The organism is Streptomyces sp. NPDC030183 (genome assembly GCF_055573455.1).
Genome location: NZ_JBVIBK010000002.1, coordinates 262,994 through 286,676, shown reverse-complemented (window position 1 = coordinate 286,676; position 23,683 = coordinate 262,994). Strand labels below are relative to the sequence as shown.

At 71.1% G+C, this 23,683-nt stretch carries 20 protein-coding genes and 1 tRNA gene; 13 read left to right on the top strand and 8 right to left on the bottom strand.

The features are described 5' to 3' along the window. Positions 1-155: 155 nt before the first annotated feature. Both ACZ4Z2_RS04160 and ACZ4Z2_RS04155 read right to left on the bottom strand, forming a co-directional pair. Positions 156-2,978 (bottom strand): SUKH-4 family immunity protein, encoded by a 2,823-nt coding sequence (locus ACZ4Z2_RS04160; RefSeq protein ID WP_468072133.1) that lies wholly within the window; start codon positions 2,976-2,978, stop codon positions 156-158. A gap of 7 nt (positions 2,979-2,985) precedes the next feature. After that, positions 2,986-3,987, bottom strand: a complete 1,002-nt coding sequence (locus ACZ4Z2_RS04155; RefSeq protein ID WP_468072132.1) for an SMI1/KNR4 family protein — start codon at positions 3,985-3,987, stop codon at positions 2,986-2,988. Between the two features lie 360 nt (positions 3,988-4,347). On the opposite strand from ACZ4Z2_RS04155, the gene ACZ4Z2_RS04150 reads away from it, so the two are divergent. Further along, positions 4,348-4,857, top strand: a complete 510-nt coding sequence (locus ACZ4Z2_RS04150) for a YwqJ-related putative deaminase (RefSeq protein ID WP_468072130.1) — start codon at positions 4,348-4,350, stop codon at positions 4,855-4,857. Positions 4,858-5,077: 220 nt separating this feature from the next. Next, complete coding sequence (locus ACZ4Z2_RS04145; protein WP_468072128.1) at positions 5,078-5,572, top strand: SUKH-3 domain-containing protein; 495 nt, start codon at positions 5,078-5,080, stop codon at positions 5,570-5,572. 51 nt (positions 5,573-5,623) lie between these two features. On the opposite strand, the gene ACZ4Z2_RS04140 is transcribed toward ACZ4Z2_RS04145, so the two are convergent. After that, on the bottom strand, positions 5,624-6,979 hold the full coding sequence (locus ACZ4Z2_RS04140) for a sensor histidine kinase (protein WP_468072126.1): 1,356 nt from the start codon (positions 6,977-6,979) through the stop codon (positions 5,624-5,626). 167 nt (positions 6,980-7,146) lie between these two features. On the opposite strand from ACZ4Z2_RS04140, the gene ACZ4Z2_RS04135 reads away from it, so the two are divergent. The 7 genes from ACZ4Z2_RS04135 (at position 7,147) to ACZ4Z2_RS04105 (ending at position 12,859) form a co-directional block, all read left to right on the top strand. Then, positions 7,147-8,019: a hypothetical protein gene (locus ACZ4Z2_RS04135; protein WP_468072124.1), complete on the top strand. Its 873-nt coding sequence runs from the start codon at positions 7,147-7,149 to the stop codon at positions 8,017-8,019. Between the two features lie 11 nt (positions 8,020-8,030). Beyond that, positions 8,031-8,104: transfer RNA gene (locus ACZ4Z2_RS04130), tRNA-Gln, on the top strand. A 133-nt stretch (positions 8,105-8,237) separates the two neighbouring features. After that, complete coding sequence (gene glmU / locus ACZ4Z2_RS04125) at positions 8,238-9,686, top strand: bifunctional UDP-N-acetylglucosamine diphosphorylase/glucosamine-1-phosphate N-acetyltransferase GlmU (protein ID WP_468072122.1); 1,449 nt, start codon at positions 8,238-8,240, stop codon at positions 9,684-9,686. A 106-nt stretch (positions 9,687-9,792) separates the two neighbouring features. Next, positions 9,793-10,767: a ribose-phosphate diphosphokinase gene (locus ACZ4Z2_RS04120; RefSeq protein ID WP_055522386.1), complete on the top strand. Its 975-nt coding sequence runs from the start codon at positions 9,793-9,795 to the stop codon at positions 10,765-10,767. A 195-nt stretch (positions 10,768-10,962) separates the two neighbouring features. After that, the gene (locus tag ACZ4Z2_RS04115) at positions 10,963-11,556 is read left to right on the top strand and encodes a 50S ribosomal protein L25/general stress protein Ctc (protein ID WP_468072119.1); all 594 of its coding nucleotides are present in this window, start codon (positions 10,963-10,965) and stop codon (positions 11,554-11,556) included. A 73-nt stretch (positions 11,557-11,629) separates the two neighbouring features. Beyond that, positions 11,630-12,232: an aminoacyl-tRNA hydrolase gene (gene pth / locus ACZ4Z2_RS04110; RefSeq protein WP_468072117.1), complete on the top strand. Its 603-nt coding sequence runs from the start codon at positions 11,630-11,632 to the stop codon at positions 12,230-12,232. Positions 12,233-12,334: 102 nt separating this feature from the next. Further along, the gene (locus tag ACZ4Z2_RS04105; RefSeq protein ID WP_468072115.1) at positions 12,335-12,859 is read left to right on the top strand and encodes a hypothetical protein; all 525 of its coding nucleotides are present in this window, start codon (positions 12,335-12,337) and stop codon (positions 12,857-12,859) included. A 148-nt stretch (positions 12,860-13,007) separates the two neighbouring features. Here the strand turns inward: ACZ4Z2_RS04105 and ppc are convergent, their stop codons facing one another. Beyond that, positions 13,008-15,740 carry a phosphoenolpyruvate carboxylase gene (gene ppc / locus ACZ4Z2_RS04100; RefSeq protein WP_468072113.1) on the bottom strand — a complete coding sequence of 911 codons (2,733 nt, stop codon included), beginning with the start codon at positions 15,738-15,740 and terminating at the stop codon, positions 13,008-13,010. Positions 15,741-16,166: 426 nt separating this feature from the next. On the opposite strand from ppc, the gene ACZ4Z2_RS04095 reads away from it, so the two are divergent. Further along, entirely contained in the window at positions 16,167-17,198 is a 1,032-nt protein-coding gene (locus ACZ4Z2_RS04095) for an acyl-CoA desaturase (RefSeq protein WP_468072111.1), read from the top strand. Continuing rightward, positions 17,195-17,872 carry a TetR/AcrR family transcriptional regulator gene (locus tag ACZ4Z2_RS04090; protein WP_055539988.1) on the top strand — a complete coding sequence of 226 codons (678 nt, stop codon included), beginning with the start codon at positions 17,195-17,197 and terminating at the stop codon, positions 17,870-17,872. Before ACZ4Z2_RS04095 ends, ACZ4Z2_RS04090 begins: the two co-directional genes overlap by 4 nt. Positions 17,873-18,150: 278 nt before the next feature. On the opposite strand, the gene ACZ4Z2_RS04085 is transcribed toward ACZ4Z2_RS04090, so the two are convergent. The 3 genes from ACZ4Z2_RS04085 to ACZ4Z2_RS04075 all read right to left on the bottom strand — a co-directional run bounded on the left by ACZ4Z2_RS04085 (position 18,151) and on the right by ACZ4Z2_RS04075 (position 21,372). Further along, entirely contained in the window at positions 18,151-19,017 is an 867-nt protein-coding gene (locus ACZ4Z2_RS04085; RefSeq protein WP_468072109.1) for a PaaX family transcriptional regulator, read from the bottom strand. Between the two features lie 36 nt (positions 19,018-19,053). Then, positions 19,054-20,412: an MFS transporter gene (locus tag ACZ4Z2_RS04080; RefSeq protein WP_468072107.1), complete on the bottom strand. Its 1,359-nt coding sequence runs from the start codon at positions 20,410-20,412 to the stop codon at positions 19,054-19,056. A gap of 132 nt (positions 20,413-20,544) precedes the next feature. Next, the gene (locus tag ACZ4Z2_RS04075; protein WP_468072105.1) at positions 20,545-21,372 is read right to left on the bottom strand and encodes a trans-aconitate 2-methyltransferase; all 828 of its coding nucleotides are present in this window, start codon (positions 21,370-21,372) and stop codon (positions 20,545-20,547) included. 147 nt (positions 21,373-21,519) lie between these two features. Here ACZ4Z2_RS04075 and tamR point away from each other — a divergent pair, with 147 nt between their 5' ends. Beyond that, entirely contained in the window at positions 21,520-22,017 is a 498-nt protein-coding gene (gene tamR, locus ACZ4Z2_RS04070) for a MarR family transcriptional regulator TamR (protein ID WP_055712124.1), read from the top strand. Here tamR and ACZ4Z2_RS04065 read toward each other — a convergent pair. Next, positions 21,976-22,938, bottom strand: a complete 963-nt coding sequence (locus ACZ4Z2_RS04065) for a response regulator transcription factor (RefSeq protein ID WP_468072102.1) — start codon at positions 22,936-22,938, stop codon at positions 21,976-21,978. The two genes, tamR and ACZ4Z2_RS04065, sit on opposite strands and share 42 nt — an antisense overlap. 250 nt (positions 22,939-23,188) lie before the next feature. Between ACZ4Z2_RS04065 and ACZ4Z2_RS04060 the strand changes: the two genes are divergently transcribed. Continuing rightward, positions 23,189-23,644, top strand: a complete 456-nt coding sequence (locus ACZ4Z2_RS04060) for a GNAT family N-acetyltransferase (RefSeq protein ID WP_468072100.1) — start codon at positions 23,189-23,191, stop codon at positions 23,642-23,644. Positions 23,645-23,683 lie beyond the last annotated feature (39 nt).

Below are 23,683 nucleotides of genomic sequence, written 5' to 3'. Positions count from 1 at the left end.
GTTCACAACACGACACTCCGTGCGAGGGCCGGGCGGCGGAAGCAGGTCACGCGAGACGGCGGAAAACAACGAGGGGCCGGGCCCGGTCGCACGACCGGGCCCGGCCCCTCATGTCCGCCGCCGCCTACGTCAGCGGCTACAGCTACAGCCTCGGCTCACAGCAGGCCGTCCCACATCTGCTCCAGCAGCACCGACCACCAGCTCTCCGGCGAACCGAGCGCCGCCGGGTCCAGGGCGGCCAGCTGCGCCTGGAAGTCGACGGTCCAGCGACCCGCCTGCTCCTGGTTCAGCCCGAACCGCAGCCGCCACATCCGGCCCAGCAGCGCCAGGCAGCGCGCGAACTCCGGCAGTCCGGTGTTCACGAACTGCGGCGGTACGGGCGCACCGCCCGGCCCCGCCTCCACCGGTACCGCCACGATGTTCGCCGTGCCGTACTGCACACACAGCGCCTTGCCGAAGTCGCTGCCCATCACCAGGTACGAGCCCGCGTCCGCCGCCGGCCGCACACCCCGCTCCTGCGCCAGCTCCGCCAGCGTCGGCACCGGACGGCCCGGCTGGGCCTGCGCCCAGAAGAACGGACCCATGTCCACCGGCAGCCCGGCCACCACCAGCGTGTGCGCCACGATCGGGGGAACCCCCTGCCGCGACACCGCCTGCTGGTCGAACCGGAACACCCCCGGCCCGAACGCCGCCGCCAGCTCCTGCCCGATCGCCTCCGGCGGGATCGGCGGCGCCGGCTGCACCGGCGGCAACGGCGCCCGCACCGGCGCGGGCCGCGCCGGACCGTCCGCGACCTGGTGCAGCTCGCCCTGATGCGCCAGCAGCTGCGCCATGCCCTGCTGCCGGCTCGCGTGGTCCTTGCCGTACGGGGCGATGGACGTGATGCGCGCGTTGGGCCACTGCTCGCGGATCATCCGCGCGCAGTACGCCCCCGGCAGCTCGCACGACTCCAGCTCCGTGTGCAGCTCCAGCACCGCCTCCGGCGGAATGTTCAGCCCGCGCAGCTCGTGGAAGATCTGCCACTCCGGGTGGGGGGTGCCCGGCGCGGAACGCCGGATCACCTGCTGCTCGGAACCGTCGGGCGCGCGGTACCGCAGGACGGCCTGGTAGCCGGGGCCCACGGTCGGCTGCCCCGTCGGCTGCTGCGGATACCCGTACGCCGGCGGACCACCCATCGGCTGCCCGGGGTGCCCGGGGTGCCCGGGCTGACCCGGGTGACCGGGCATGCCCTGCGGCGCCCCCGGCGGCATACCGGGCGGGCCGGGCGGCTGCGGCATGCCGGGGGCGCCGGGGCCGCCCACCGGGGGCCCGGCCAGCATCGTCTCGGCGTGATGCACCGGAGCGGGACCACCGTGCGGGGTCCCGGGCTGCCCCGGAGCACCGGGCGCGCCAGGAACCCCCGGCGGCAGCGGAGCCCCCGGACCGCCCACGGCGGGCCCGGCCAGCATCGTCGCCGCGTGATGCACACCACCGGCGGGCGTACCCCCCGGCGGATTCGGCGCACCGGGAGCACCCGGCTGACCAGGAGCACCCGGCTGACCAGGAGCACCCGGCTGACCAGGAGCACCGGGCGCGCCCGGCGGCAACGGCGCGCCCGGACCGCCGATCGACGGCCCGGCCAGCATCGTCGCCGCGTGATGCACACCACCGGCGGGCGTACCCCCCGGCGGATTCGGCGCACCAGGTGCGCCGGGAGCCCCAGGCTCACCGGGAGCACCCGGCCGGCCCGGAGCGCCGGGCGCACCCCCGGGCCCGTCCGGGCCGAGGGCGGAGACCATCTGTGTCGGCACATACGCACCCGCCGGCGCCCCCGGAGCGCCAGGCGCGCCCGGCGCGGACGGCGGCGGAGGCGTGGCGCCCGGACGGGCACCGGGCGCCCCCGGAACACCCGGCGGAGGCGGCGGCGTACCCAGCCCACCACCCCTGCGCGGAGGCGGCGCCGCCTTGCTCGTCGCGGCGTCGGCGATGTCCCCGGCGTGCGGCGCCAGCGGACGCCCCGGCGGCGGAGTACCCGGCCCCTGCGCGCCGGCCTGCGGATACCCGTACGACGGCGTACCCGGCGGCGGGGTCCCCGGACCGGCCGGCGACTGCGACTGCGGCTGCGGCTGCGGCTGCGGCTGCCCCGACGGATCCAGCGCGGGAGCGACCGCCGTCCGCGGAAGCTGACTGCCGCCGGAGATCAGCGCGGTCTTGGCCTCGGGCAGGGCACTGGGCGGCGGCGTGTCGTCCTCGTCGCTCACCTCGGTCAGCTGCGGCGCGAACACCGTGTCCGGCAGCGGTACCGAACGGTCGTCCTCGACCTCGGCGTTGGTGTCCGTCCCGGCCCACGGCGTCGCCCCGTCCGGCACACCCGGCGCCGCGTCCTGCGGCTCGGCGTCCCTCGGCGGCGGCACCGCGTCCCGTACCTCGTCCTCCACCGACGCGGCGGCCGGCCACGGCGTGGCACCGGCCGGCGGCGCGTCCGCGGGCGCCGGGGACGGCGGACCCGACGGCCCCGCCAGCGTCTGAGGCATCGCACCGCCGGTCACGGACGCCGCCGGACGCGACCCGGCACCGTCCGACGCGCCGGCGCCGCCCGAGCCGGCACCAGAACGACGATCCGGGATACCCATCCGGTCCGCCGCGTCCTGCAACCACTCCGGCGGAGTCAGCAGGAACGACGTCTGGTTCAGATCCACCCGCGCCGGAGGAGCCGGCGCCTCGGCGGGCGGCACCTCCGTCCGCCCGTACTCCTCCTCGTAACGGCGGATCACCTCACCCACCGGCAGCGACGGCCACAACGTGGCCTCCCCGCTGTCCCGGGCGATCACCAGCCGCTGGGCACCGCCGTCGGACCGCGGACCGTCCGCCCGGTCCTCCGCCCACACCACGAACCCCAGGTCGAACTCCCGCACCCGCACCTCACGGTGCTGGTACGCGGGCAGATCACCGTTGATCCACTCCTCGGCGCGCTCCTGCGCCTGAGCGAACGTCACCATCAAGAACTCACTCCCCCACCGAAGACGAGGCGGCGACCGGAACGGCCCGGGCGAACCCACCGTCCACCATCAGATTCGCCACCGTCTCCAACTCCGGCGGATTGCCCGCCAACCGGGACAGGAACACGTCGAAGTCCTCACCGGCGGGGAGCAGCAACCGCTCCACCCGCTCGGCCGGCGGCCACGACGGATCCACGTCACGGGCGTCGTCATACGCGCAGAACCACACCGAACCGATCCGGTCGCCCTTCACCTTCACCGCGACCAGCCCGCCCTGCGCGAACGCCACCGCCAGATAGTCCTTGGTCAGATGGTCCCGCAGACACTTGTTGACATACACCAGGTCGTTGATCGCCGCCTCGTCCCGCACCGTGAAGAACGGCTGGTCCACCAGCAACCCCAACTCCGCGTCCAGCGCCGCCCCCACCGGAGCGCAACCGCCCGCCGCCTTCAGGAACGACCGGTACGCGCCCGGCAACCGGTACCCGAGGTCCTCCTCGACCCCCTGCACCTGCGCCTCCGTCACCGCCACCGCCGACGACTTCGGCAACCCGAAGTGCGCCGGCCGCGTCTCCTGCAACGGCCGCGTGCCCCGCTTGCCCTGGTCGACCCGCGCCGTCGCGATACCACCGTGGTGCCGCAGCAGCGCCTTCACCTCGACCGGCACCAACTCCAGCCGCCGGCTGCCCACCACGTGGTGCCACGTCCAGCCGTGCGGCGTCGCCACCGGTGGAATCGTGTCCCACAACGCGTGCCCCGACGCCGCCAGCGCCGCGTTCGCGGACACGTAGTCCGTCAACCGCAGCTCGTCCACCCCGAACCCCTCCGGGGGATCGGCGATCTCCGCGGCGGCACGCGCGTAGGGCGAGAAATCCGGATAGCCGTGCGCGTCCACACGGACACCCCTCGGATGACGCGCGGCCCGGACCGGGTCCGGGAACTGCACGACCTGCCCGGCGTAGGCCGCGTTCGGCGGCGCGGCTTGCTGCCCGAGCCGACCTGTCGTCATGGCGGTAGCCCCCTGCGGCGTTCTGTCGACCTGTTCTGGTACTGGCTGACGGTGTTGGCTGACTGGTACTGACGTCTGTACGGACTGACCACTGGCAGTGAAAAAGGCCCCGTCGAAGGCCCCTTCCCACTCCCCGACCCGCCCCGGACCCGCACTCGAACGCGGGACCCGTGGGGATCGCGGTTGTCGACAGCCTATGCGGTACGGCGACCCCGGTCACCGGCCCTCCGCTTCCGTGACCAGCCGTCACACCACCCTCACCGTGCGCCTAAGCCCGGGCGTGTCGCACAACCCCAGCTTCCACACAGGCCACGCCATTTGGCACTCTGTGTCCGCTGACGGGGGATGCGACAGGAGGGGATGACGATCATGAGCACCACGCAGGCGGGACCCTCGGGCGACCCACGCATCGGCTGGAGCACCGCCGAACAGGCACCCGCCCCCGCCCTCCTCCACCGCCGCGACGGCATCCTGCCCACCGTCGCCGCCGCCCTCTCCGTACGCGGCGAGACCCTCACCGGCACCGCGGCGCGCGGCGACCACGCCCCGCCCCTGCACCCCCTCGTGCAGGAGTTCCTCGACTCCCTCGCCACCGCGCAACGCGACCGCTTCACCGGCCGCTGCGCCGAGGCCATCCTCATCTCGCGGCACATCACCACCGCCGACGCGGCCCGCAGCAAGCGCGCCTCCCGCAGACCCATGACCAACGGCGAGGCCCGCAAGGCCCTCAAGCAGGCCAAACTCACCACCCGCCACATCCGCGAGGACGGCGACCCCCTCCACGGCGGCTTCGCCACCCCCTGCCGCGCCTGCACCGCCCTCAGCGCCCACTTCGGCGTCCGCATCGTCGACCCGACCCAGGGCAACTGAACGGGATCACCTCACCGGGAGTACTGAGGGAAGCCCCCGGAGGAAAACCGGCCGAGCCGGACGGACTCACCGGAACCCCCCGGAACCACCGCCCCGCCCGACACGTCACCTGTTACGCGAGCAAACACACGCCTCACGCACCGGACACCAGGAGACCCTCGACGACCCACGCCGACCCCCACCCGAGCCGCCGACCAACCCCCCGACGAACAAAGGGCAGATGCACACCGACCGCACCTCCACCACGCGCTTCTCCGTACCCGTCGACGCCGCCCTGCGCGCCGCCGGCTGGCAGCCCGGACGCTGGGACATAAAGCAGGCCGAGTTCTGGGCCGACACCCTGCGCGAGCACACCTCACCCGCGGGACACCGCCACGCCGTCTTCCCGGCCGCGGTCGAGGCGTGGGCCGAATTCGGCGGCCTCCACCTCACCGCACAGGGCCCCGGCCGCCAACTCGCCCCCGTCGACCTCCACCTGGACCCCCTGCACGGCCTCCACATGGCCCGCACCCTCGGCGACCTCGGCCGCGCCCTCGACACCGAGGTCTGCCCCCTCGGCCACGAGACCGCCACCCGAGCGCTCCTCGCCATCGACACCGAGGGCCGCGCCTACGCCCTCGACCACACCGGCGACTGGTACCTGGGCCCCCACATCGACGCGGCCCTCACCACCCTCCTCACGGGCACGGCACCGACCCGCCTGACGGCACACTGAGAAAACGGGGCAACCGAGGCAACGGGACGGCCGCAAGACGGCGGCGGAGCGCTACGCCGGGATCACCGCCGACACCCGGAACCCCCCGGCATCGGTCGGCCCCGACACGAACACGCCCCCCAACGCGGCCACCCGCTCCTTCATCCCGAGCAGCCCGTTCCCCCCACTGGGCAGCCGCGCGGCACCCGCCGCCCCCGGCTCCGGCGGCGGCCCGTTCTCCACCTGCATCGCGATCTCCGCCGAACGGTGCGCCAGTCGCACATGCGTCTTCGCCCCCGCCGCGTGCTTGTGGACGTTCGTCAACGCCTCCTGCACCACCCGGTACGCCGTCTGCTCCACCTCGGCCGCATACACCCGCACCTCCCCCTCCACCGACAGCTCCACGACCATCCCCGCGGCCGCCGACTGCCCCACCAACTCCTCCAGCTCGGCGAGACAGGGCCCCTCCCCCACCTCGTCCTCCGCCCGCGAAGCCGCGGCCGCCGCGGCAGCCCCCACCGCCGCCAACGGCACCGACGCCGGCTCCGCCGACCGCACCGTCGAGAAACCCTCCCCCGACCGCAGCACCCCGAGCATCTCCCGCAGCTCGGTCAGCGCCTGCCGCCCCATGTCCCCCACCAGCGCCGCGTTCCGCACCGCCTTCTCGGGGTCCTTGCGCGCCACCGCCTGCAACGCCGCCGCGTGCACCACCATCAACGACACCCGGTGCGCGACCACGTCATGCATCTCCCGCGCGATCCGCGTCCGCTCCTCGCCCCGGGCCCACTCCGCCCGCTCCTCCGCCCGCTCCGCGAGCAGCTGAAGCTCCCGCTCCAACGAGTCCGCCCGCTCCCGCAGGCTCTCCATCAACCGCCGCCGGGCCCCCACGTACAGCCCCAGCAGCACCGGCGGCGCCGTCAGCCCGATCGCCACCGTCAACGCCAGGAACAGCGCGAACCACTCGTCACCGCCGACCACGGCGTTCCCGCTCACCCCGCCGTCCTCACCCCGGGTGATCTGCGTGGCCTGCACGAACCACACGATGAACACCCCCGTGAACGCCATCCCGGACAGCGCCCCGATGATCCGTCTCGGCGCCTCGGACGCGGCCAGGGTGTAGAGCCCGACGAGCCCCATCAGGTACCCCATCTGGGCGGGCGCGACCGCGATGAAGACGAGCACCACGGCCACGGGCCACATCCGCCGCACCAGCAGCACGGAACCGGCGAGCGCGCCGAACACGACGCCCACGGACGAGGGCAGCCCCGCGTCCCGGGCGAACTCGACACCCTCCACCGAACACTCGACCGCCGACACCAACGCCAGCGCCCCGTCGAACACGGCGCTGCGCCATCGCTCCCACCACCACGGGCCGACCGGGCGGCCCTCCATCCTGGCCCCGGTGCGGTCTTCCCCCGTCGCGGTCATACCCCCAGCCTACGTTCGAGCGCCCCCGATTTTCCGGCGAGTTTCTCGTACTGGCCTACACCACACGGCCCAATCGAACAGAAGCGAAACCACCCGGTATCCCTCGAACTGCTGAATCGCACATCGTTCGATCCCGGAACCCCCCATTCCGCCCGGACGGTAAGCCCATGGCACATCCCCATGGCAAGTACGCCGACTTCGAGACCCTGCGGGACCAAGCGATCACCTTGCGCCGGGCAGGCCTCAGCCGCCGACAGATCCGCGACCGCCTGCACGTCGACAACAACGACCTCCTCAACCGCCTCCTGAAGGGCGAACCCCCTCCGGAATGGACCAAGCGGCCCCGCGCCAAGGACGACCTCCGCGTCAAGGCCAGAGAGCTTCGCGCCCAGGGCTGGACGTACGACCAGATCCAGGTGGAGCTGGGCTGCTCGAAGAGTTCGATCTCGTTGTGGGTACGGGACCTACCCAAGCCGGAGCGCAAGCGCAGCACCGAGGAAGCTTCCGCCATCGCCAGGAGAGGCTGGGAAGCCACGCTGCGACGCCGCGAAGAGGAGCGTCTACAGACAAAAGCTGCCGCCATGCATGCAGTCGGCGAGCTGTCCGATCGAGAGATCTTCCTGGCGGGCGTCGCCCTCTACTGGGCAGAAGGAGCCAAGGACAAGTCGTACAGCCGCCGCGAGAGACTGCACTTCATCAACAGCGACCCGAACGTCATCAGCTTCTTTCTTCGCTGGCTCGAAACACTCGACGTAGAACGCGACCGGCTGCGCTTCCGGGTGAGCATCCACGAGTCGGCCAACGTAGCGGACGCCGAAGCATTCTGGGCCGGACTGGTCGGCGTGGACCCCTCCACGTTCCAGCAAGCCAGCCTCAAGAAGCACAACCCGAAGACGAAGCGGAAGAACACCGGCCAGGCGTATCGAGGCTGCCTGATCATCTACGTGCTCGGTAGCGCCGACCTGTACCGTCGCATGGAGGGTGCCTGGTACGGCATAGTAGGGGCTGGCGTCGCTTCCGATCCAGAAAATCGGACATAGCGAACAAACCATCCCGGATCGTCTAAGGGCAGGACAAACGGTTTTGGTCCGTTGAATGAGGGTTCGAATCCTTCTCCGGGAGCCACAGCACACAAGACCTCAGTTCGGGTCCTGACCCCAGCAAGGCGGGTCAGGACCCGCTCACATTTCCCCCTCACAGCCCCCCGGTATCCTGCGGATGTCCACACCCCACTCATCCACAGCCGAAGGGCATCCCCGTGAGCGCAACCCGCCCGGCAGCCGTCGTCGTCCTCGCAGCGGGTGAGGGCACCCGTATGAAGTCGGCCACACCCAAGGTTCTGCACAGCATCTGTGGCCGCTCCCTGGTCGGCCACGTCCTCGCCGCCGCGCGCGAGTTGGACCCGGAGAACCTGGTCGTCGTCGTGGGGCACGCCCGCGAGCAGGTCGCCGCGCACCTCGCCGGGATCGACCCGGACGTACGCACCGCGGTCCAGGCGGAGCAGAACGGCACGGGGCACGCCGTCCGGATGGGCCTGGAGGAGCTGGGCGGCGGTGTCGACGGCACGGTCGTGGTCGTCTGCGGTGACACCCCCCTGCTGACCGGCGCGACGCTGCGCCGCCTCGCCGAGACACACGCGGCCGACGGCAACGCCGTCACCGTGCTGACGGCCGAGGTCCCGGACGCCACCGGCTACGGCCGCATCGTGCGGGACGGCGCCTCGGGTGCCGTGACGGCGATCGTGGAGCACAAGGACGCGACGGAGTCGCAGCGGGCGATCCGGGAGATCAACTCGGGCGTGTTCGCGTTCGACGGCCAGTTGCTCGCGGACGCGCTCGGGAAGGTGCGGACGGACAACAGCCAGGGCGAGGAGTACCTGACGGACGTCCTGGGGATCCTGCGCGAGGCGGGGCACCGGGTGGGTGCCTCGATCGCCGGGGACCACCGGGAGATCGCCGGCATCAACAACCGGGTGCAGCTCGCCCAGGCGCGCCGGATCCTCAACGACCGGTTGCTGACCGAGGCGATGCTCGCGGGTGTCACCGTCGTGGACCCGGCGACCACGTGGGTCGACGTGACCGTGACCTTCGAGCAGGACGCTCTGGTGCACCCCGGTACGCAGTTGCTGGGCGCCACGCATCTCGGCGAGGGGGCGGAGGTCGGCCCGAACTCGCGGCTGAAGGACACCGTGGTCGGGGCCGGCGCGCGCGTGGACAACACGGTGGCGGACGGTGCGGAGGTGGGTCCGCAGGCGACGGTGGGGCCGTACGCGTATCTGCGTCCGGGGACGCGTCTGGGGCTGAAGGCGAAGATCGGTACGTACGTGGAGACGAAGAACGCGTCGATCGGCGAGGGGACGAAGGTTCCGCATCTGTCGTATGTGGGGGATGCGACCATCGGGGAGTACTCGAACATCGGTGCGGCGAGTGTCTTTGTGAACTACGACGGTGAGCAGAAGCACCACACGACCGTCGGCTCGCACTGCAAGACGGGTTCGGACAACATGTTTGTGGCTCCTGTCACGGTCGGGGACGGTGCGTACACCGCCGCCGGGTCCGTGATCACGAAGGATGTGCCGCCCGGTTCGCTGGCCGTGGCCCGTGGCCAGCAGCGGAATATCGAGGGTTGGGTGGCCCGTAAGCGTCCGGGGAGCGCGGCGGCGAAGGCGGCCGAGGCGGCTTCCCGGGAGGCGGAAAGCGAAAGCTGACCGGAAACGGGTGCGTCGGGGACGGCGTACCGTGATAAGTGCACACCCGCACCCCAGCTGAGCGGTCATCCGTGCCCAGCTGTGACACCTCTGAGGAGACAGTGCTGTGACCGGGATCAAGACGACCGGCGAGAAGAAGATGATGTTCTTCTCCGGCCGCGCCCACCCCGAGCTTGCCGAGGAGGTCGCCCAGCAGTTGGGTGTCGGGGTCGTCCCGACGAAGGCCTTCGACTTCGCCAATGGCGAGATCTATGTGCGTTATCAGGAGTCGGCGCGTGGTGCGGACTGCTTTCTGATCCAGAGCCACACGGCTCCGATCAACAAGTGGATCATGGAGCAGTTGATCATGATCGACGCTCTGAAGCGTGCGTCGGCCCGCTCCATCACGGTGATCGTGCCGTTCTACGGTTACGCGCGGCAGGACAAGAAGCACCGTGGCCGTGAACCGATCTCGGCGCGTCTGATCGCGGATCTGATGAAGACGGCGGGTGCGGACCGGATTCTGGCGGTCGATCTGCACACGGACCAGATCCAGGGCTTCTTCGACGGTCCGGTGGACCACCTGTTCGCGCTGCCGCTGCTGGCGGACTACGTGGGCGCGAAGGTGGACCGGAGCAAGCTGACGGTGGTGTCCCCGGACGCGGGTCGTGTGCGGGTGGCGGACCGTTGGTGCGACCGGCTGGGCGCGCCGCTGGCGATCGTGCACAAGCGGCGTGACAAGGACGTGGCGAACCAGGTCACGGTGCATGAGGTCGTGGGTGAGGTCAAGGGCCGTATCTGTGTCCTCGTGGACGACATGATCGACACGGGTGGCACGATCTGCGCCGCGGCGGACGCGTTGTTCGCGCACGGCGCGGAGGACGTCATCGTGACGGCGACGCACGGTGTGCTGTCGGGTCCGGCCGCCGACCGGCTGAAGAACTCGAAGGTGAGTGAGTTCGTGTTCACGAACTCGCTGCCGACGCCGAGTGAGTTGGAGCTGGACAAGATCACGGTGCTGTCGATCGCGCCGACCATCGCGAACGCGGTGCGTGAGGTGTTCGAGGACGGTTCGGTGACGAGCCTGTTCGACGAGCAGTAGGGGATCGCGGAGCGGTCCCGTAGAGATCGTTTTGGGTGCGGCCTCCCTTGCCGAGTAGACTGCTGCAGTTGCTCGGCGAGGGAGGCCGTCCGCGTTCTGTGCGCGGGTTCGGCGGTCCGTTATCGACGCGCTCTTCGTAGCAGGCCGTTCGTGGCCGGGTGACCACGTCCGTTGCTATCTCTACGAGGAGTGATCATGTCCGAGGTGAAGCTCACCGCGTCGACGCGTACCGAGTTCGGCAAGGGTGCCGCCCGTCGTATCCGTCGTGACTCCAAGGTTCCCGGTGTTCTGTACGGTCACGGTTCCGACCCGCTGCACCTGACGCTGCCGGGTCACGACCTGCTGCTGGCGCTGCGTACGCCGAACGTCCTGATCCAGCTGGACATCGACGGCAAGACCTCCGAGCTGGCGATCCCGAAGTCCGTGCAGCGCGACCCGATCAAGGGTTTCCTGGAGCACGTCGACCTGCTGCTCGTGAAGAAGGGCGAGAAGGTCAACGTCGAGATCCCCGTGAACGCCGAGGGTGAGCTGGCGCCGGGTGGCAACCTGCTGGAGCACGTCCTGAACGCGCTGCCGGTCGAGGCCGAGGCCACGCACATCCCCGAGTCGGTCAGCGTCTCGGTCGAGGGTCTTGAGGCGGGTGCCTCGGTCCTGGCGAAGGACATCGCGCTGCCGAAGGGTGTCTCCCTGGCGGTCGAGGAGGACGCGGTGGTCCTCCAGGTTCTGGCCGCGCAGGCGGAGGAGCCGGCCGAGGAGAGCGCCGAGGGCGAAGAGGTCGCGGAGGCCTGATCCGCCGCCGGGCAGTTGTCCAGCCGCCGTTTCCCTCGCGGGAGCGGCGGCTGGTTCGCGTAGGAATGGAGACATGGACGTGACGACCGATCCCGCTGCCCCCTGGTTGATCGCCGGGTTGGGGAATCCCGGGCCCGAGTACGCCATGAACCGGCACAACGTCGGGTTCATGGTGGTGGATCTGCTGGCCGAGCGGATCGGGGGGAGGTTCAAGCGGGCCGGGAAGGCTCAGGCGCAGGTCGTGGAGGGGCGGATCGGTCCGCCGGGGCCGATGAGCCGGCGGGTGGTGCTGGTGAAGCCGATGTCGTACATGAATCTCTCCGGTGGTCCGGTGAACGCGCTGCGGGACTTCTACAAGGTGCCGGTGGGGAACATCGTGGCCGTCCATGACGAGCTGGACATCGACTACGGGACGCTGCGGCTGAAGCTGGGCGGTGGTGACAACGGTCACAACGGGCTGAAGTCGATGACGAAGGCGATGGGCTCGGACTACCACCGGGTGCGGTTCGGGATCGGGCGGCCGCCGGGTCGGATGCCGGTGGCGGACTTCGTGCTGAAGGACTTCGCGTCGGCGGAGCGCAAGGAGTTGGACTATTTCGTGGACCGGGCGGCGGACGCGGTGGAGTGCCTGGTGATCGAGGGGCTGGAGCGGGCACAGGGGACGTACAACTCCTGAGGGGTGCCTTGGGGAGGGATCGGGACAAGTCCTGATTGCTTTCTCGTCCGAGTTGGCCCGGGGAGTTGACCGACCGCGGTGCCATGGCCAATGATCCCGGCCATGCCTGCCAGCCATGCCTCCGCTTCCCGTTCGCGGCGCGCCCGTGCGCTGCCGCGCAAGGGGCACGCGTCGAGCGCGCTGCGGTACGGGCGGCTCGCGGCGATGGGAGTCGTGGCGCTGGTGATCCTGGTCGCCGGGGTGTGGGGTTCCTGGGGGTGCGCCCAGCACGTGATGCTGAGCAAGGGGCGCGAGCAGGGCACGATGACGGTGTCCCGGTGCGACGGGTCGGTCTGCTGGGGGCCGTACGAGCCGGTGTCGGCGGGGTCGACGGCCCGGCAGCGGGTGAGCATCGAGCACTCGGTGGCCGTGAGCACGGGGGAGACGTACTCGGTCGTCGTGAAGCCGGGCAGCAGTGATGTGGTCCGGACGGGACCGGCGGGTCTGCTGCACGCGTGGGTGCCGCTCGGTGGTGCGCTGCTGCTGGCGTCGGTGGTCGTGGCGGGCGGGCTGCGGATGCGTCGCTCGGCGTGGGTGCTGGGCGGTGCGGGACTGGCCCTGATCACGGCGGCCTGGGTGGCCCTGTGACGCCGTCCGCCCGGGAGCACACGGCGAGGCCGGCGGCCCCTGAGCACACGATCCCGAGCACACAGCCCTGAGCACACAGCCCTGAGCACACACGACGGTGCCCCCGTGGTCGTAGGACCGCGGGGGCACCGTTCTTCCGTGTGCGGGGTCAGCCGGTGTTGCGCAGGCCCGCCGCCACGCCGTTGACGGTGAGGAGGAGGGCTCGGGAGAGGAGCGGGTCGGGGGTCTCTCCGGCGGCGACCGCGTCGCGCTGCCGCTTGAGGAGGGCGACCTGGAGGTAGGAGATCGGGTCGAGGTAGGCGTCGCGGATGGAGAAGGTCTGCTGGAGGACGGGGTTGGCGTCGAGCAGCTTCTCCTCTCCGGTGACGCGCAGGACCTCGCGGACGGTGAGTTCGTGTTCGGCCTTGATGGTGTCGAAGACGTGGCGGAGCTCGTCGGGGACGAGGGTGTCGACGTAGTGCTGGGCGATCCGCAGGTCGGTCTTGGCCAGCGTCATCTCGACGTTGGAGAGGAAGTTGCGGAAGAAGTGCCACTGCTCGTGCATCTCTTCCAGGACGGTGTCGAGGCCGGCCTCGCGCAGCGCCTTGAGGCCGGAGCCGACGCCGAACCAGCCGGGGACGATCTGCCGTGACTGGGTCCAGCCGAACACCCAGGGAATGGCGCGCAGGCCGTCGAGGGAGACACCGGAGCCGGGGCGGCGGGAGGGCCGGGAGCCCAGGTGCAGGTCGGCGAGCTGGTCCACCGGCGTCGAGGCGAGGAAGTACGTCGGCAGGTCCGGGTCCTCGACGAGGGCGCGGTAGGCGGCGTGGGCGGCGTCGGAGACGACGTCCATGGCGGCGTCCCAGCGGGCGAGTGCCTCGACGGACTGGCGGGGCGCGGTGTGCAGGGCGGACGCCTGGAGGGTCGCGGCGACGGTCAGTTCCAGGTTCTCCCTGGCCAGGGACGGCACGAGGTACTTGTCGGAGATGACCTCGCCCTGTTCGGTGACCTTGATCTCGCCTTCGAGGGTGCCCCAGGGCTGGGCGAGGATCGCGTCGTGGGAGGGGCCGCCGCCGCGGCCGACGGTGCCGCCGCGGCCGTGGAAGAGACGCAGGCGGACGCCGTAGCGGTGGGCGACGTCGCGCAGGCGGCGCTGGGCGCGGTGGATCTCCCACTGGCTGGTGGTGATGCCGCCGAACTTGGAGGAGTCGGAGTAGCCGAGCATGACCTCCTGGACGTCGCCGCGCAGGGCGACGAGCCGCCGGTAGGAGGGGTCGGCGAGCATGTCCTCCAGGATGGTGTCGGCGGCCTTGAGCTCGTCGGTGGTCTCCAGGAGCGGCACGATGCCGATCTTCGCCCACCCGGCGTGGAGGTCGATGAGTCCGGCCTCGCGGGCGAGGACGGTGGCGGCGAAGACGTCGTCGGCGCCCTGGCACATGGAGATGATGTACGACTCGATGACTTCGGGGCCGAAGACCTCCAGGGCCTTCTTGACGGTCTCGAAGACGCCGAGGGTCTTGGCGCCGTCGGTGTCGAGGGGCGCCGGGGTCGGGGCGAGGGGCCGGCGGGAGCGGAGCTCCTTGGCGAGGAGCTTGTGCCGGTACTCACGGGGCATGTCCTCGTAGCGCCAGGATTCCTCGCCGAGGCGGTCGAAGAGCTGGCCGAGGGCGTGGTGGTGGGCGTCGGCGTGTTCGCGGACGTCCATGGTGGCGAGCTGGAGGCCGAAGGCGGCGAGGGTGCGGATGGTGCGGTTCATGCGGCCGTCGGCGAAGAGGCCGCCGCGGTGCTCGCGCAGCGAGGTCTGGATGAGGGTGAGGTCGCCCAGGAGTTCGCTGGTGCCGAGGTAGTCGCGGCCGGGCTCGTGCGGGGTGCCCTTGGCGAGGCGCTGCTTGGTGTTCTCCAGCTTCTGCCGGATGCAGGTGGCCTTGAGGCGGTAGGGCTCCTCCGCGTTGAGGCGCTTGTAGCGGGGGCTGATCTCGGGGAGGGCTTCGAGGTCGGCCTGGAGGGAGGAGAGGAGCTCCTCGGTGGCTCCGGTGTAGCGGATGGAGTTGGACAGGAAGCCGCGCAGCTCGTCGATGAGGTCGAGGGCGTCGTTGATGCCGTGTTCGTGCTGGAGGATGAGGACGTCCCAGGTCACCTGGGGGGTGACGTTGGGGTTGCCGTCGCGGTCGCCGCCGATCCAGGTGCCGAAGGTGAGGGGGCGGGTGTGGTCGGGGAGCTGGACGCCGACGCGTTCCAGTTCCGCGGTGAGGTCCTCCAGGACGTCGCCGACGGCGTTGGCGTGCAGCTCGTCCAGGTAGTAGATGGCGTTGCGGGCCTCGTCGGCCGGTTCGGGGCGGACGACGCGCAGCTCGTCGGTCTGCCAGACGAGGTCGATGTTCTCGGCCAGTCGGGTGTCGTGGCGGCGGCGGTCGGATTCGAGGACCGGGGTCTCCAGGAGCGCGGCGATGCGCCGGAGCTTGTTGAGTACCGACCGGCGCGCGGCCTCGGTGGGGTGTGCGGTGAAGACGGGGCGGACGTTGAGGTTCCTGACCGTTTCGCGCAGGTGGTCCGGGTCGGCGTCCTTGAGGCGGTCGGCCGTTCGGGCGAGGAGGCCGCCCTCGGCGGCACGGCGTGCCCTGAGTTCGCGGCCCCGGTGCACCTGCTCGGTGACGTTGGCCAGGTGGAAGTAGGTGGAGAAGGCCCGTACGAGCTTGGCGGCGGTCTCCAGTTCCGTGCCGCGCAGCAGTTCGGCGGCGGCTTCGCCGTCCTCGCGGGTCAGGCGGCGGACGCGCTCGACCAGCTCCAGGAGTTCGGGACCCTCTTGGCGTACGAGGGCTTCGCCCAGCAGATCGCCCAGGCGCCGGATGTCGGCGCGCAGCTCACTGCTGACCGTCGTGGTCTGGTCGTCGGCACTGCTCACAGGTGCGGCTCCTTGCAGTGTTGAAGCTCGTCTGGGAGGGAACCCGGAGGGCGGCCCAGCGACTCGAGGAGGTGCAGGCGCCGCTTGGTGGGCTTGGCATCCGGGCAGGATTCAGAAGCGGACCGCGCTGTCCGACCGACACCAGGATAGGTGGCCGGTGTCACGCGCAGGCCGCCAGGTGCCCGATGTACGGCACTGAGTGCCAGATTCGGGGACCGGAAGCCGGTGTTTTGTGTGCTGGGGCGGCAGATGTCCACTCGGCTCCGGGACGCGATGCGGATGGGCTCTTGCCGCCGGGCGACGCGCTGACATACTTACGATGCCGTAGGTTACGGAACCGTAGGGAATGCCGTAAGGCGGCCCGCGCAGCCTGTCGCCGACAGGCACTCCCCCTTCTCCACCCTCGACCCCCTAGGGGACGCCCCCATGACCACAAGTTCCGATGTGATCGAAGACGCCCCGAAGGCGAACGACTCCCCGGGCTCCGCGACGCCCGACTCCCCCGCTGTCTCGGCGACGCTGGGCGGCGAGCAGAAGCGCTCGATCGAGCAGATCACGCTGCTCCTCTTCATCACCGTCCCGTTCGTGGCACTGCTGGCGGCGGTCCCGCTGGCCTGGGGCTGGGGCGTGAGCTGGCTGGATCTCGGCCTGCTGGTGTTCTTCTACTACCTGGGCTGCCACGGCATCACGATCGGCTTCCACCGGCATTTCACGCACGGTTCGTTCAAGGCGAAGCGCCCGCTGAAGATCGCTCTGGCGATCGCGGGGTCGATGGCCGTGGAGGGTCCGCTGGTGCGCTGGGTGGCCGACCACCGCAAGCACCACAAGTTCTCCGACGCCGAGGGCGACCCGCACTCGCCGTGGCGCTACGGCGAGACGGTTCCGGCGCTGATCAAGGGCCTGTGGTGGGCCCACATCGGCTGGATGTTCGACGAGGAGCAGACCCCGCAGGAGAAGTACGCCCCGGACCTGATCAAGGACAAGGCGCTGCGGACGATCTCGCGCCAGTTCATCCTGTGGACGATGGTCTCTCTCGCCCTGCCCGCGCTGATCGGGGGCCTGGTGACGATGTCCTGGTGGGGCGCGTTCACCGCGTTCTTCTGGGGCTCACTCGTCCGGGTGGCCCTGCTGCACCACGTGACGTGGTCGATCAACTCGATCTGCCACGCGGTCGGCAAACGCCCCTTCAAGTCCCGCGACCGCTCGGGCAACGTGTGGTGGCTGGCGGTCCTGTCGTGCGGCGAGTCCTGGCACAACCTGCACCACGCCGACCCGACCTCGGCCCGGCACGGCGTCGAACGGGGCCAGCTGGACTCCTCCGCCCGGCTGATCCGGTGGTTCGAACAGTTGGGGTGGGCCTATGACGTGCGCTGGCCGTCACGCTCGCGTATCGATTCCAGGCGTAACACGGGTGAGGACGGCTCCCGGCACCGGAAGGCGCCCGCCGAGGCGGCATGATTGACGCCGTGGCGACCGACTCCAGCAGCACCCCGAGCAATGAGAAGCCGCGGCGTGCTCGCCGCACCCGGATGACGGGCGCCGAACGCCGTCAGCAACTGCTGGAGATCGGCCGCACCCTCTTCGCCGCGAAGGGGTTCGAGGGCACGTCGGTGGAGGAGATCGCCGCGAAGGCGGGGGTCTCCAAGCCGGTGGTGTACGAGCACTTCGGCGGCAAGGAGGGCCTGTACGCGGTGGTGGTGGACCGGGAGATGCGGCGCCTGCTGGACATGGTGACGAGTTCGCTGACGGCCGGCCATCCGCGTGAGCTGCTGGAGCAGGCGGCCTTCGCGCTCCTGGACTACATCGAGGAGTACACGGACGGTTTCCGCATCCTGGTCCGTGACTCGCCGATCCCGCAGTCGACGGGTTCCTTCGCCTCGCTGATCTCGGACATCGCCACGCAGGTGGAGGACATCCTCGGCCGTGAGTTCAAGAGCCGCGGCTTCGACCCCAAGCTCGCCCCGCTGTACGCCCAGGCCCTGGTCGGCATGGTCGCCCTGACCGGCCAGTGGTGGCTGGACGTACGCCGCCCGAAGAAGGCGGAGGTGGCCGCGCACCTGGTGAACCTGTCATGGCACGGCCTGGACGGCCTGGAACAGAAGCCCCGCCTGATCGGCCACCGCAAGAGCTAGGGATCGTTTCGAGGCCGGGGGGGCTGGGCGGTCGTCGGGGCGCTGTTCTCCAGGGGCCCGGGGAAGCGGGCAGCGCCTCGGCAGCGCGGGGAGCCGCGGAGTCTTCGGGGGCGCGGGGAACTGCGGAGCGGAGTCTTCGGGGGCGCGGGGAACTGCGGAGTCTTCGGGGGCGCGGGGAACTGCGCGACAAGCCACGACGGACCCGCACCCGCGAGAGACCGCACACCCCACCCCCTTGGGCGAATGCCACCTCGCATTCTCCCGGCGTCGGCACCGCCTCACCCTCCGTCGGTCGGACCCGAGCGAAGCGGCGTCGTCTCCAGGACCTCCGCCGCCATTCGCCCCGCCGGCCCCGCCGTCTGTTCCGCGATGCGCCGGAACGTCTCCTGGGCCTGCCGCGCGGGCCACTCCCCCGGCAGGTGCCGGACCGGCAGCCGGGGGTCGGTGCGGATGATCCGCAGCCACTCCGCGACCAGCCGCAGCCGGGTGGCGATGGGGTCGGCGGCGGCCAGGTCCGCGGTGGTCCAGCGTTTGTCGAAGGCGACGTACCGCGCGGCGAGGGCCTCCAGGTCCCAGCTCTCGCGGATCATCAGCCCGATGTCGGTGAACTCGTCGGCGCGCGCGTGGAACACCTTCACATGGGCGTCGAGCCCCAGCTCCGAGACGATCTCCCGTACGTCGACGCGTCCCGGCGCGATCCACAGCCCGCTGTAGAGCGCCCCGAATCCTGACCAGGTGAGCCGGGAGCGCAGGTCGTGGCGCTGCCGTTGCCAGGACTCGGGGAGGGAGAAGCCGAGGAGGGTCCAGGTGCCGTCCCAGTCCTCGTTGACGGCGCCGTCGCGCCAGATGCGCTGTCCGCCGTCGCGCAGGATGCCGTTCGCGTGCGGGGTGAGGCCGAAGAACATCTTGCGCCCTTCGCGCTGGCGGCACAGCAGCCCCCGGTTCACCATCCGCGTCAGCGTCGAGCGCACCGCCTGCTCGCCGGTGCCGACCCGTCCGAGGACGTCGATGATGCTCCCCGAGTACACCCCGAGGTCGCCCTCGCCCCGGTCGAGCACGTGGTTGCCGAAGAAGGCCAGCACGAGCGACTGCGGCCGCGGCTGCGGCGAGCCGGCGACACCGACGTCCAGGATCTCGTCCTCCACAGCGGTAAGGGTACGGCGGGGCCGGGGAGGCCCCCGCTACGAGGCCACCTCCTCCTTCACGGCGCTCCCCCGAACCGTCCCGTCGCCGAGCGAGTCCCGGTGGGTCTCCCGTACGAACCACACGGTCACCGCGGTGACGGCCGCGCCCCCGCACACCAGCAGCGAGATGGGTGTGCTGGAGCCCCCGTTCGCCGCCACCAGGCTCCCCGCGATCATCGGTGAGAACCCGGCCCCGACGAGCGTGGCGAGCTGGTAGCCCAGCGACGCGCCCGTGTAGCGGACCCTCGTGCCGAACATCTCGGTGAGGAGCGCGCCCAGCGGCCCGTACATCACCGACTGGGCGATGCCGTGGCCCAGGACGACCGCGAGGATCAGCAGCCCGGGCGACTCGGAGTCGACCAGCGCGAGCACCGGGAAGGCGAGCGCGGCGGACGTGACGGCCCCGGCGAGCACGACCGGGCGTCGGCCGACCCGGTCGGAGAGCGCGGACGCGGCGGGCAGCACGACCAGCGCGACGGACGCCGAGACGGTGAGGGCGGTGAGGACCTGCGGGCGGGCGTAGCCGATGCCGGTCGCGTAGGCGATGAGGTAGCTGGTGAGCAGCGACTGCGCGGTGAACGCGCCGATCCCGACACAGGCGGCCAGCACCAGGGCGCGGGGCCGGCGCAGCACGTCGAGCAGCGGCATCCGCGCTTCGGCCCGGTCCTTCCTGACCGCCGCGAAGAGCGGGCTCTCGACGACCTTCAGCCGTACGAACAGACCGACGGCCAGCAGGACGACGCTGAGCAGGAACGGGACGCGCCAGCCCCAGGCCGCGAACTGGTCGCGGGGCATGGTGACGACGAGGGTGACGACGAGCGAGGACATCAGGGAGCCGAGCGGTGCTCCCATCTGGGTGAAGCTCGACCACAGGCCGCGCCGTTTCTCGCCGGCGTGCTCGACGACCATGAGGGTGGCGCCGCCCCATTCACCGCCGATGGCGACGCCCTGGAGGACGCGCAGGGTGATGAGGAGGACGGGGGCCCAGACGCCGATGGTGTCGTAGGTGGGCAGCAGCCCGATGAGGAAGCTGGCGCCGCCCATGAGGCCCATGGTGAGCAGCAGCATCGACTTGCGGCCGAGCCGGTCGCCGAAGTGCCCGAACACGATGCCGCCGAGCGGTCGGGCGACGTATCCGGCGGCGAAGGTGCCGAACGCCGCGATGGTGCCGACGGCGGGGTCGGCGCCCGGGAAGAACAGTTCGCCGAAGACGAGGGCGGCGACCGTGCCGTACACGAGGAAGTCGTAGAACTCGACGGCGGTACCGAGCAGCCCGGACAGTGCGACTCGCCGCAACTGCCGGGTCCGCTCGGCCTGTTCGGCGGGACCGGGGACGGGGAGGGGGGACGGGGGCATGCGGGTCTCCCTGGAGCGAGGGGGGAACGAGGGAGCAACACCGCGAAGGTAGGCGTGGACCTACCTGCCGTCAATATTCTGCACAACATCCACTCGGCGGGCCCCGCCTCGCCCCCTCACCCCTCACCCCTCTCACCCCGCGCTCCCGGCTTCCGGCTTCCGGGCCACGACGAAGATGCGGCGGAAGGGAAAGGGCGTGCCGTGCGGGGTGGCCGGATATGCCTCGCGGAGGGCGGTGCGGTACTGGGCGACGAAGGGGCCGGCGTCGTCGCCGAGTTCGGTGAGGATCGGCCGCAGCCCCGTCCCCTTCACCCAGTCGAGCACGGCGTCCTCGCCCTGGAGGAGGTGGACGTATGTCGTCTCCCAGGCGTCGACCTCGCAGCCGAGGTCCGCGAGCGCGGTCAGGTACGCGGCGGGCGTGTGGACGGCGTCGTCGTGGCGGAGGGTCTCGCCGAGGCGGTCCCGCCACCGGTCGGAACGCGCCAACTCCCGCATCAGGCGGTGGCTGGGCGAGTCGAAGCTGCCGGGGACCTGGAAGGCGAAGGTGCCGCCCGGCACGAGGGCGTCCACCCAGACCGGGAAGCGTTCGAGATGCCCGGGCACCCACTGGAAGGTGGCGTTGCTGACGATCAGGTCGAACGGTTCGGCGGGCTCCCACGTACGCAGGTCGGCGGCGGCGAAGTCGATCCGGCCACCGCCTGGCGTGGGCCCCTCGTACTCGACGTGCGCCCTGTCGAGCATCTCGGGCGAGTTGTCGTAGCCGGTGACGCGCGCGCCGGGCCAGCGGTCGGCGAGGAGCTGGGTGACGTTGCCGGGACCGCAGCCGAGGTCGGCGATCCGGGGGCGGTCACCGCCGGGCGGCTCGGGCACATGGGCGAGCAGGTCGACGAAGGCACGGGCCCGGTGGCCGGCGTGGCGCAGGTACTGCTGGGGGTCCCAGGTGGGGGTGGTGGGGGGCATGGTCGGGCTACCTCCTCGTCACTCGGCGATCACCGCCGCACTGTGCCACCACTGTCCTGGGGTAAGTATCTCGATGTCAAGAATCTCGACAACAATCCTCTCGACACCAAGAGACTTCACATCGACACAACCACTACACTGATCGCCATGGAGGACGAGGTCGATCGGCTGGTCGCAGCGTGGCGCCGGGAGCGCCCCGACCTCGACGTGGAGCCGCTTGAAGTACTCAGCCGGGTGAGCAGACTGGCCCGGCATCTCGACCGTGCGCGCAGGCTGGCGTTCGCCGAGCACCAACTGGAGCCCTGGGAGTTCGACGTGCTGACGGCGCTGCGGCGCGCGGGTACGCCGTACCAGCTCTCCCCGGGGCAACTGCTCACGCAGACACTCGTGACCTCGGGCACGATGACCAACCGCATCGACCGGCTGGCGAAGAAGGGCCTGGTCGAGCGGCTGCCGGACCCCAGCGACCGGCGGGGCGTCCTCGTCCGGCTGACGGACGAGGGCCGGGACCGGGCGGACCAGGCGCTCGCCGGACTCCTCGACCAGGAACGGGCGATCCTGGCCGAGCTGTCACGCGCCCAGCGAGGCGAACTGGCGGGACTGCTACGCCAGTTGACCGCCCCGTTCGACAACATCCCCGGCTAGGTCGACGGGCCCGACGCCGGCCCGGCGGGCGAGGGCGACGGCGGCGAGGGTGCTGTGGACGCCCAGCTTGCCGAGGACGTTCTGCATATGGGTGCGGACAGTGTGGGGCGACAGGAACAGGCGCTCAGCGACGGCTTTGCGCCCCAGCCCCGCCACCATGCACCGAAGCACTTCCCGCTCACGCGGTGTCAGGGACTCTACGAGCCGCTCACTCTCCGTGCGGTGCTTGCGGGCGGCGGTCAGTTCCCGCAGCACGCCGGTGAGGAGGGCGGGCGGCAGATGCGTCTCGTCGCGCAGCACTCCGCGGATGACGGTGAGGAGCCGCGACAGCGAGCAGTCCTTGGCGACCCATCCGGAGGCTCCCGCCTGAAGGGCGAGCGCGGCCCGGCGCGGGTCGTCCTTCTCGGCGAGCACGACGGTCCGTACGCTCGGCTGCCCCGACCGGACGCCCGCGACGAGGGATATGCCGTCGACGAGCCCGTCCTCACCGCCGTCCTGTACGGGCACCGGCCCGGAGACGGCGGCGACGGGCCCGGAGCGGCCGGCGCCGGCGACAGCCGCTCCGGGCCCGTACCGCAAGCCGTTCGCGACGCCGGCGCTCGCCCCTGGACCTGAGCCTGGGCCTGGACCTGGGGCGGCGCCTACGCCGGTGCCCGGGCCTCCGGAGGCGTGACCGGGGCGTATGCCGGTGCCGATGCCGGTGCCGGTGCCGGGTGGCAGACCGTGCCCGCCCAGGTCGGCGTCGACGAGGAGCACGTCGAACTTCCGTCCTTCCGCCGCCGCGCGATCCAGACAGCGCAGCGCGGCGGGGCCACTGCCGGCCGCGGACACGTCGACGTCGGGCTCGGCGGCGAGGGCCGCGGCGAGCGACTCGGCGAAGATGCGGTGGTCGTCGACGACCAGGACTCGGATGCGAACCACTGAAACCCCCACTGGTCGGGGGACGACCGGCGCGGGTACGGCGCCCGGAATGTACCCCGGTTTACACCTGGGACGGGGCGCCGTAGCCGCACGGCCGCCGCCGTGCTGAACCGCTACCCCCACTCCGGGCGTCGTACCCGACTTGTCTCGCCCCCTGATCAGCACCGGCCCCCACCGGTGCTGTTCATCAGGGTAGGGCCGGAGGGCAGGAGCGGAAGGCAATTTGCAGAACTGGCCGACGAACGCGTTTATGGTGAGCCGCATGTTTCGTATCGAGACAGAAGTCGACAAAGAACGGGCCCAATTGCTGCGTTCCCGGCTGCGGGCCACCAACACGGCGGCCTCACCGGTCCTGCGCGAGCTGCGCGGCACCCCCGGCGAACGGGAGACGCCCCTGCACATCTGGGCCCTCGACGAGAGGGGCACCCTCATGGGCGGCCTCGTGGGCCACACATGGGCGACCTGGCTCCACGTCACGTACCTCTGGGTCGACGAGGGCGCCCGAGGCACGGGCCTGGGCTCACGCCTCCTGACGGAGGCGGAACTTACGGCCCACACCACCCGCGGCTGCCAGGCCTCCCGCCTGGAAACCTGGGACTTCCAGGCCCCGACCTTCTACAAGAAGCGCGGCTACGAGGTGGTCTGCGTGATCCCGGACTACCCGCCGGGGATCACGGAGTACACCTTGACGAAGCGGTTGGGGTGAGGGGCGCTTCGCCCTTCTCCTTTCTCGTAGGTTGACTTC

What these genes read in the sequence shown, in the direction of transcription:
- ACZ4Z2_RS04160 (WP_468072133.1), bottom strand. Translation starts at nt 2,978, where the DNA reads ATGGTGACGTTCGCTCAGGCGCAGGAGCGCGCCGAGGAGTGGATCAAC.
- ACZ4Z2_RS04155 (WP_468072132.1), bottom strand. Translation starts at nt 3,987, where the DNA reads ATGACGACAGGTCGGCTCGGGCAGCAAGCCGCGCCGCCGAACGCGGCC.
- ACZ4Z2_RS04150 (WP_468072130.1), top strand. Translation starts at nt 4,348, where the DNA reads ATGACGATCATGAGCACCACGCAGGCGGGACCCTCGGGCGACCCACGC.
- ACZ4Z2_RS04145 (WP_468072128.1), top strand. Translation starts at nt 5,078, where the DNA reads ATGCACACCGACCGCACCTCCACCACGCGCTTCTCCGTACCCGTCGAC.
- ACZ4Z2_RS04140 (WP_468072126.1), bottom strand. Translation starts at nt 6,979, where the DNA reads ATGACCGCGACGGGGGAAGACCGCACCGGGGCCAGGATGGAGGGCCGC.
- ACZ4Z2_RS04135 (WP_468072124.1), top strand. Translation starts at nt 7,147, where the DNA reads ATGGCACATCCCCATGGCAAGTACGCCGACTTCGAGACCCTGCGGGAC.
- ACZ4Z2_RS04115 (WP_468072119.1), top strand. Translation starts at nt 10,963, where the DNA reads ATGTCCGAGGTGAAGCTCACCGCGTCGACGCGTACCGAGTTCGGCAAG.
- pth (WP_468072117.1), top strand. Translation starts at nt 11,630, where the DNA reads ATGGACGTGACGACCGATCCCGCTGCCCCCTGGTTGATCGCCGGGTTG.
- ACZ4Z2_RS04105 (WP_468072115.1), top strand. Translation starts at nt 12,335, where the DNA reads ATGCCTGCCAGCCATGCCTCCGCTTCCCGTTCGCGGCGCGCCCGTGCG.
- ACZ4Z2_RS04095 (WP_468072111.1), top strand. Translation starts at nt 16,167, where the DNA reads ATGACCACAAGTTCCGATGTGATCGAAGACGCCCCGAAGGCGAACGAC.
- ACZ4Z2_RS04090 (WP_055539988.1), top strand. Translation starts at nt 17,195, where the DNA reads ATGATTGACGCCGTGGCGACCGACTCCAGCAGCACCCCGAGCAATGAG.
- ACZ4Z2_RS04080 (WP_468072107.1), bottom strand. Translation starts at nt 20,412, where the DNA reads ATGCCCCCGTCCCCCCTCCCCGTCCCCGGTCCCGCCGAACAGGCCGAG.
- ACZ4Z2_RS04075 (WP_468072105.1), bottom strand. Translation starts at nt 21,372, where the DNA reads ATGCCCCCCACCACCCCCACCTGGGACCCCCAGCAGTACCTGCGCCAC.
- tamR (WP_055712124.1), top strand. Translation starts at nt 21,520, where the DNA reads ATGGAGGACGAGGTCGATCGGCTGGTCGCAGCGTGGCGCCGGGAGCGC.
- ACZ4Z2_RS04060 (WP_468072100.1), top strand. Translation starts at nt 23,189, where the DNA reads ATGGTGAGCCGCATGTTTCGTATCGAGACAGAAGTCGACAAAGAACGG.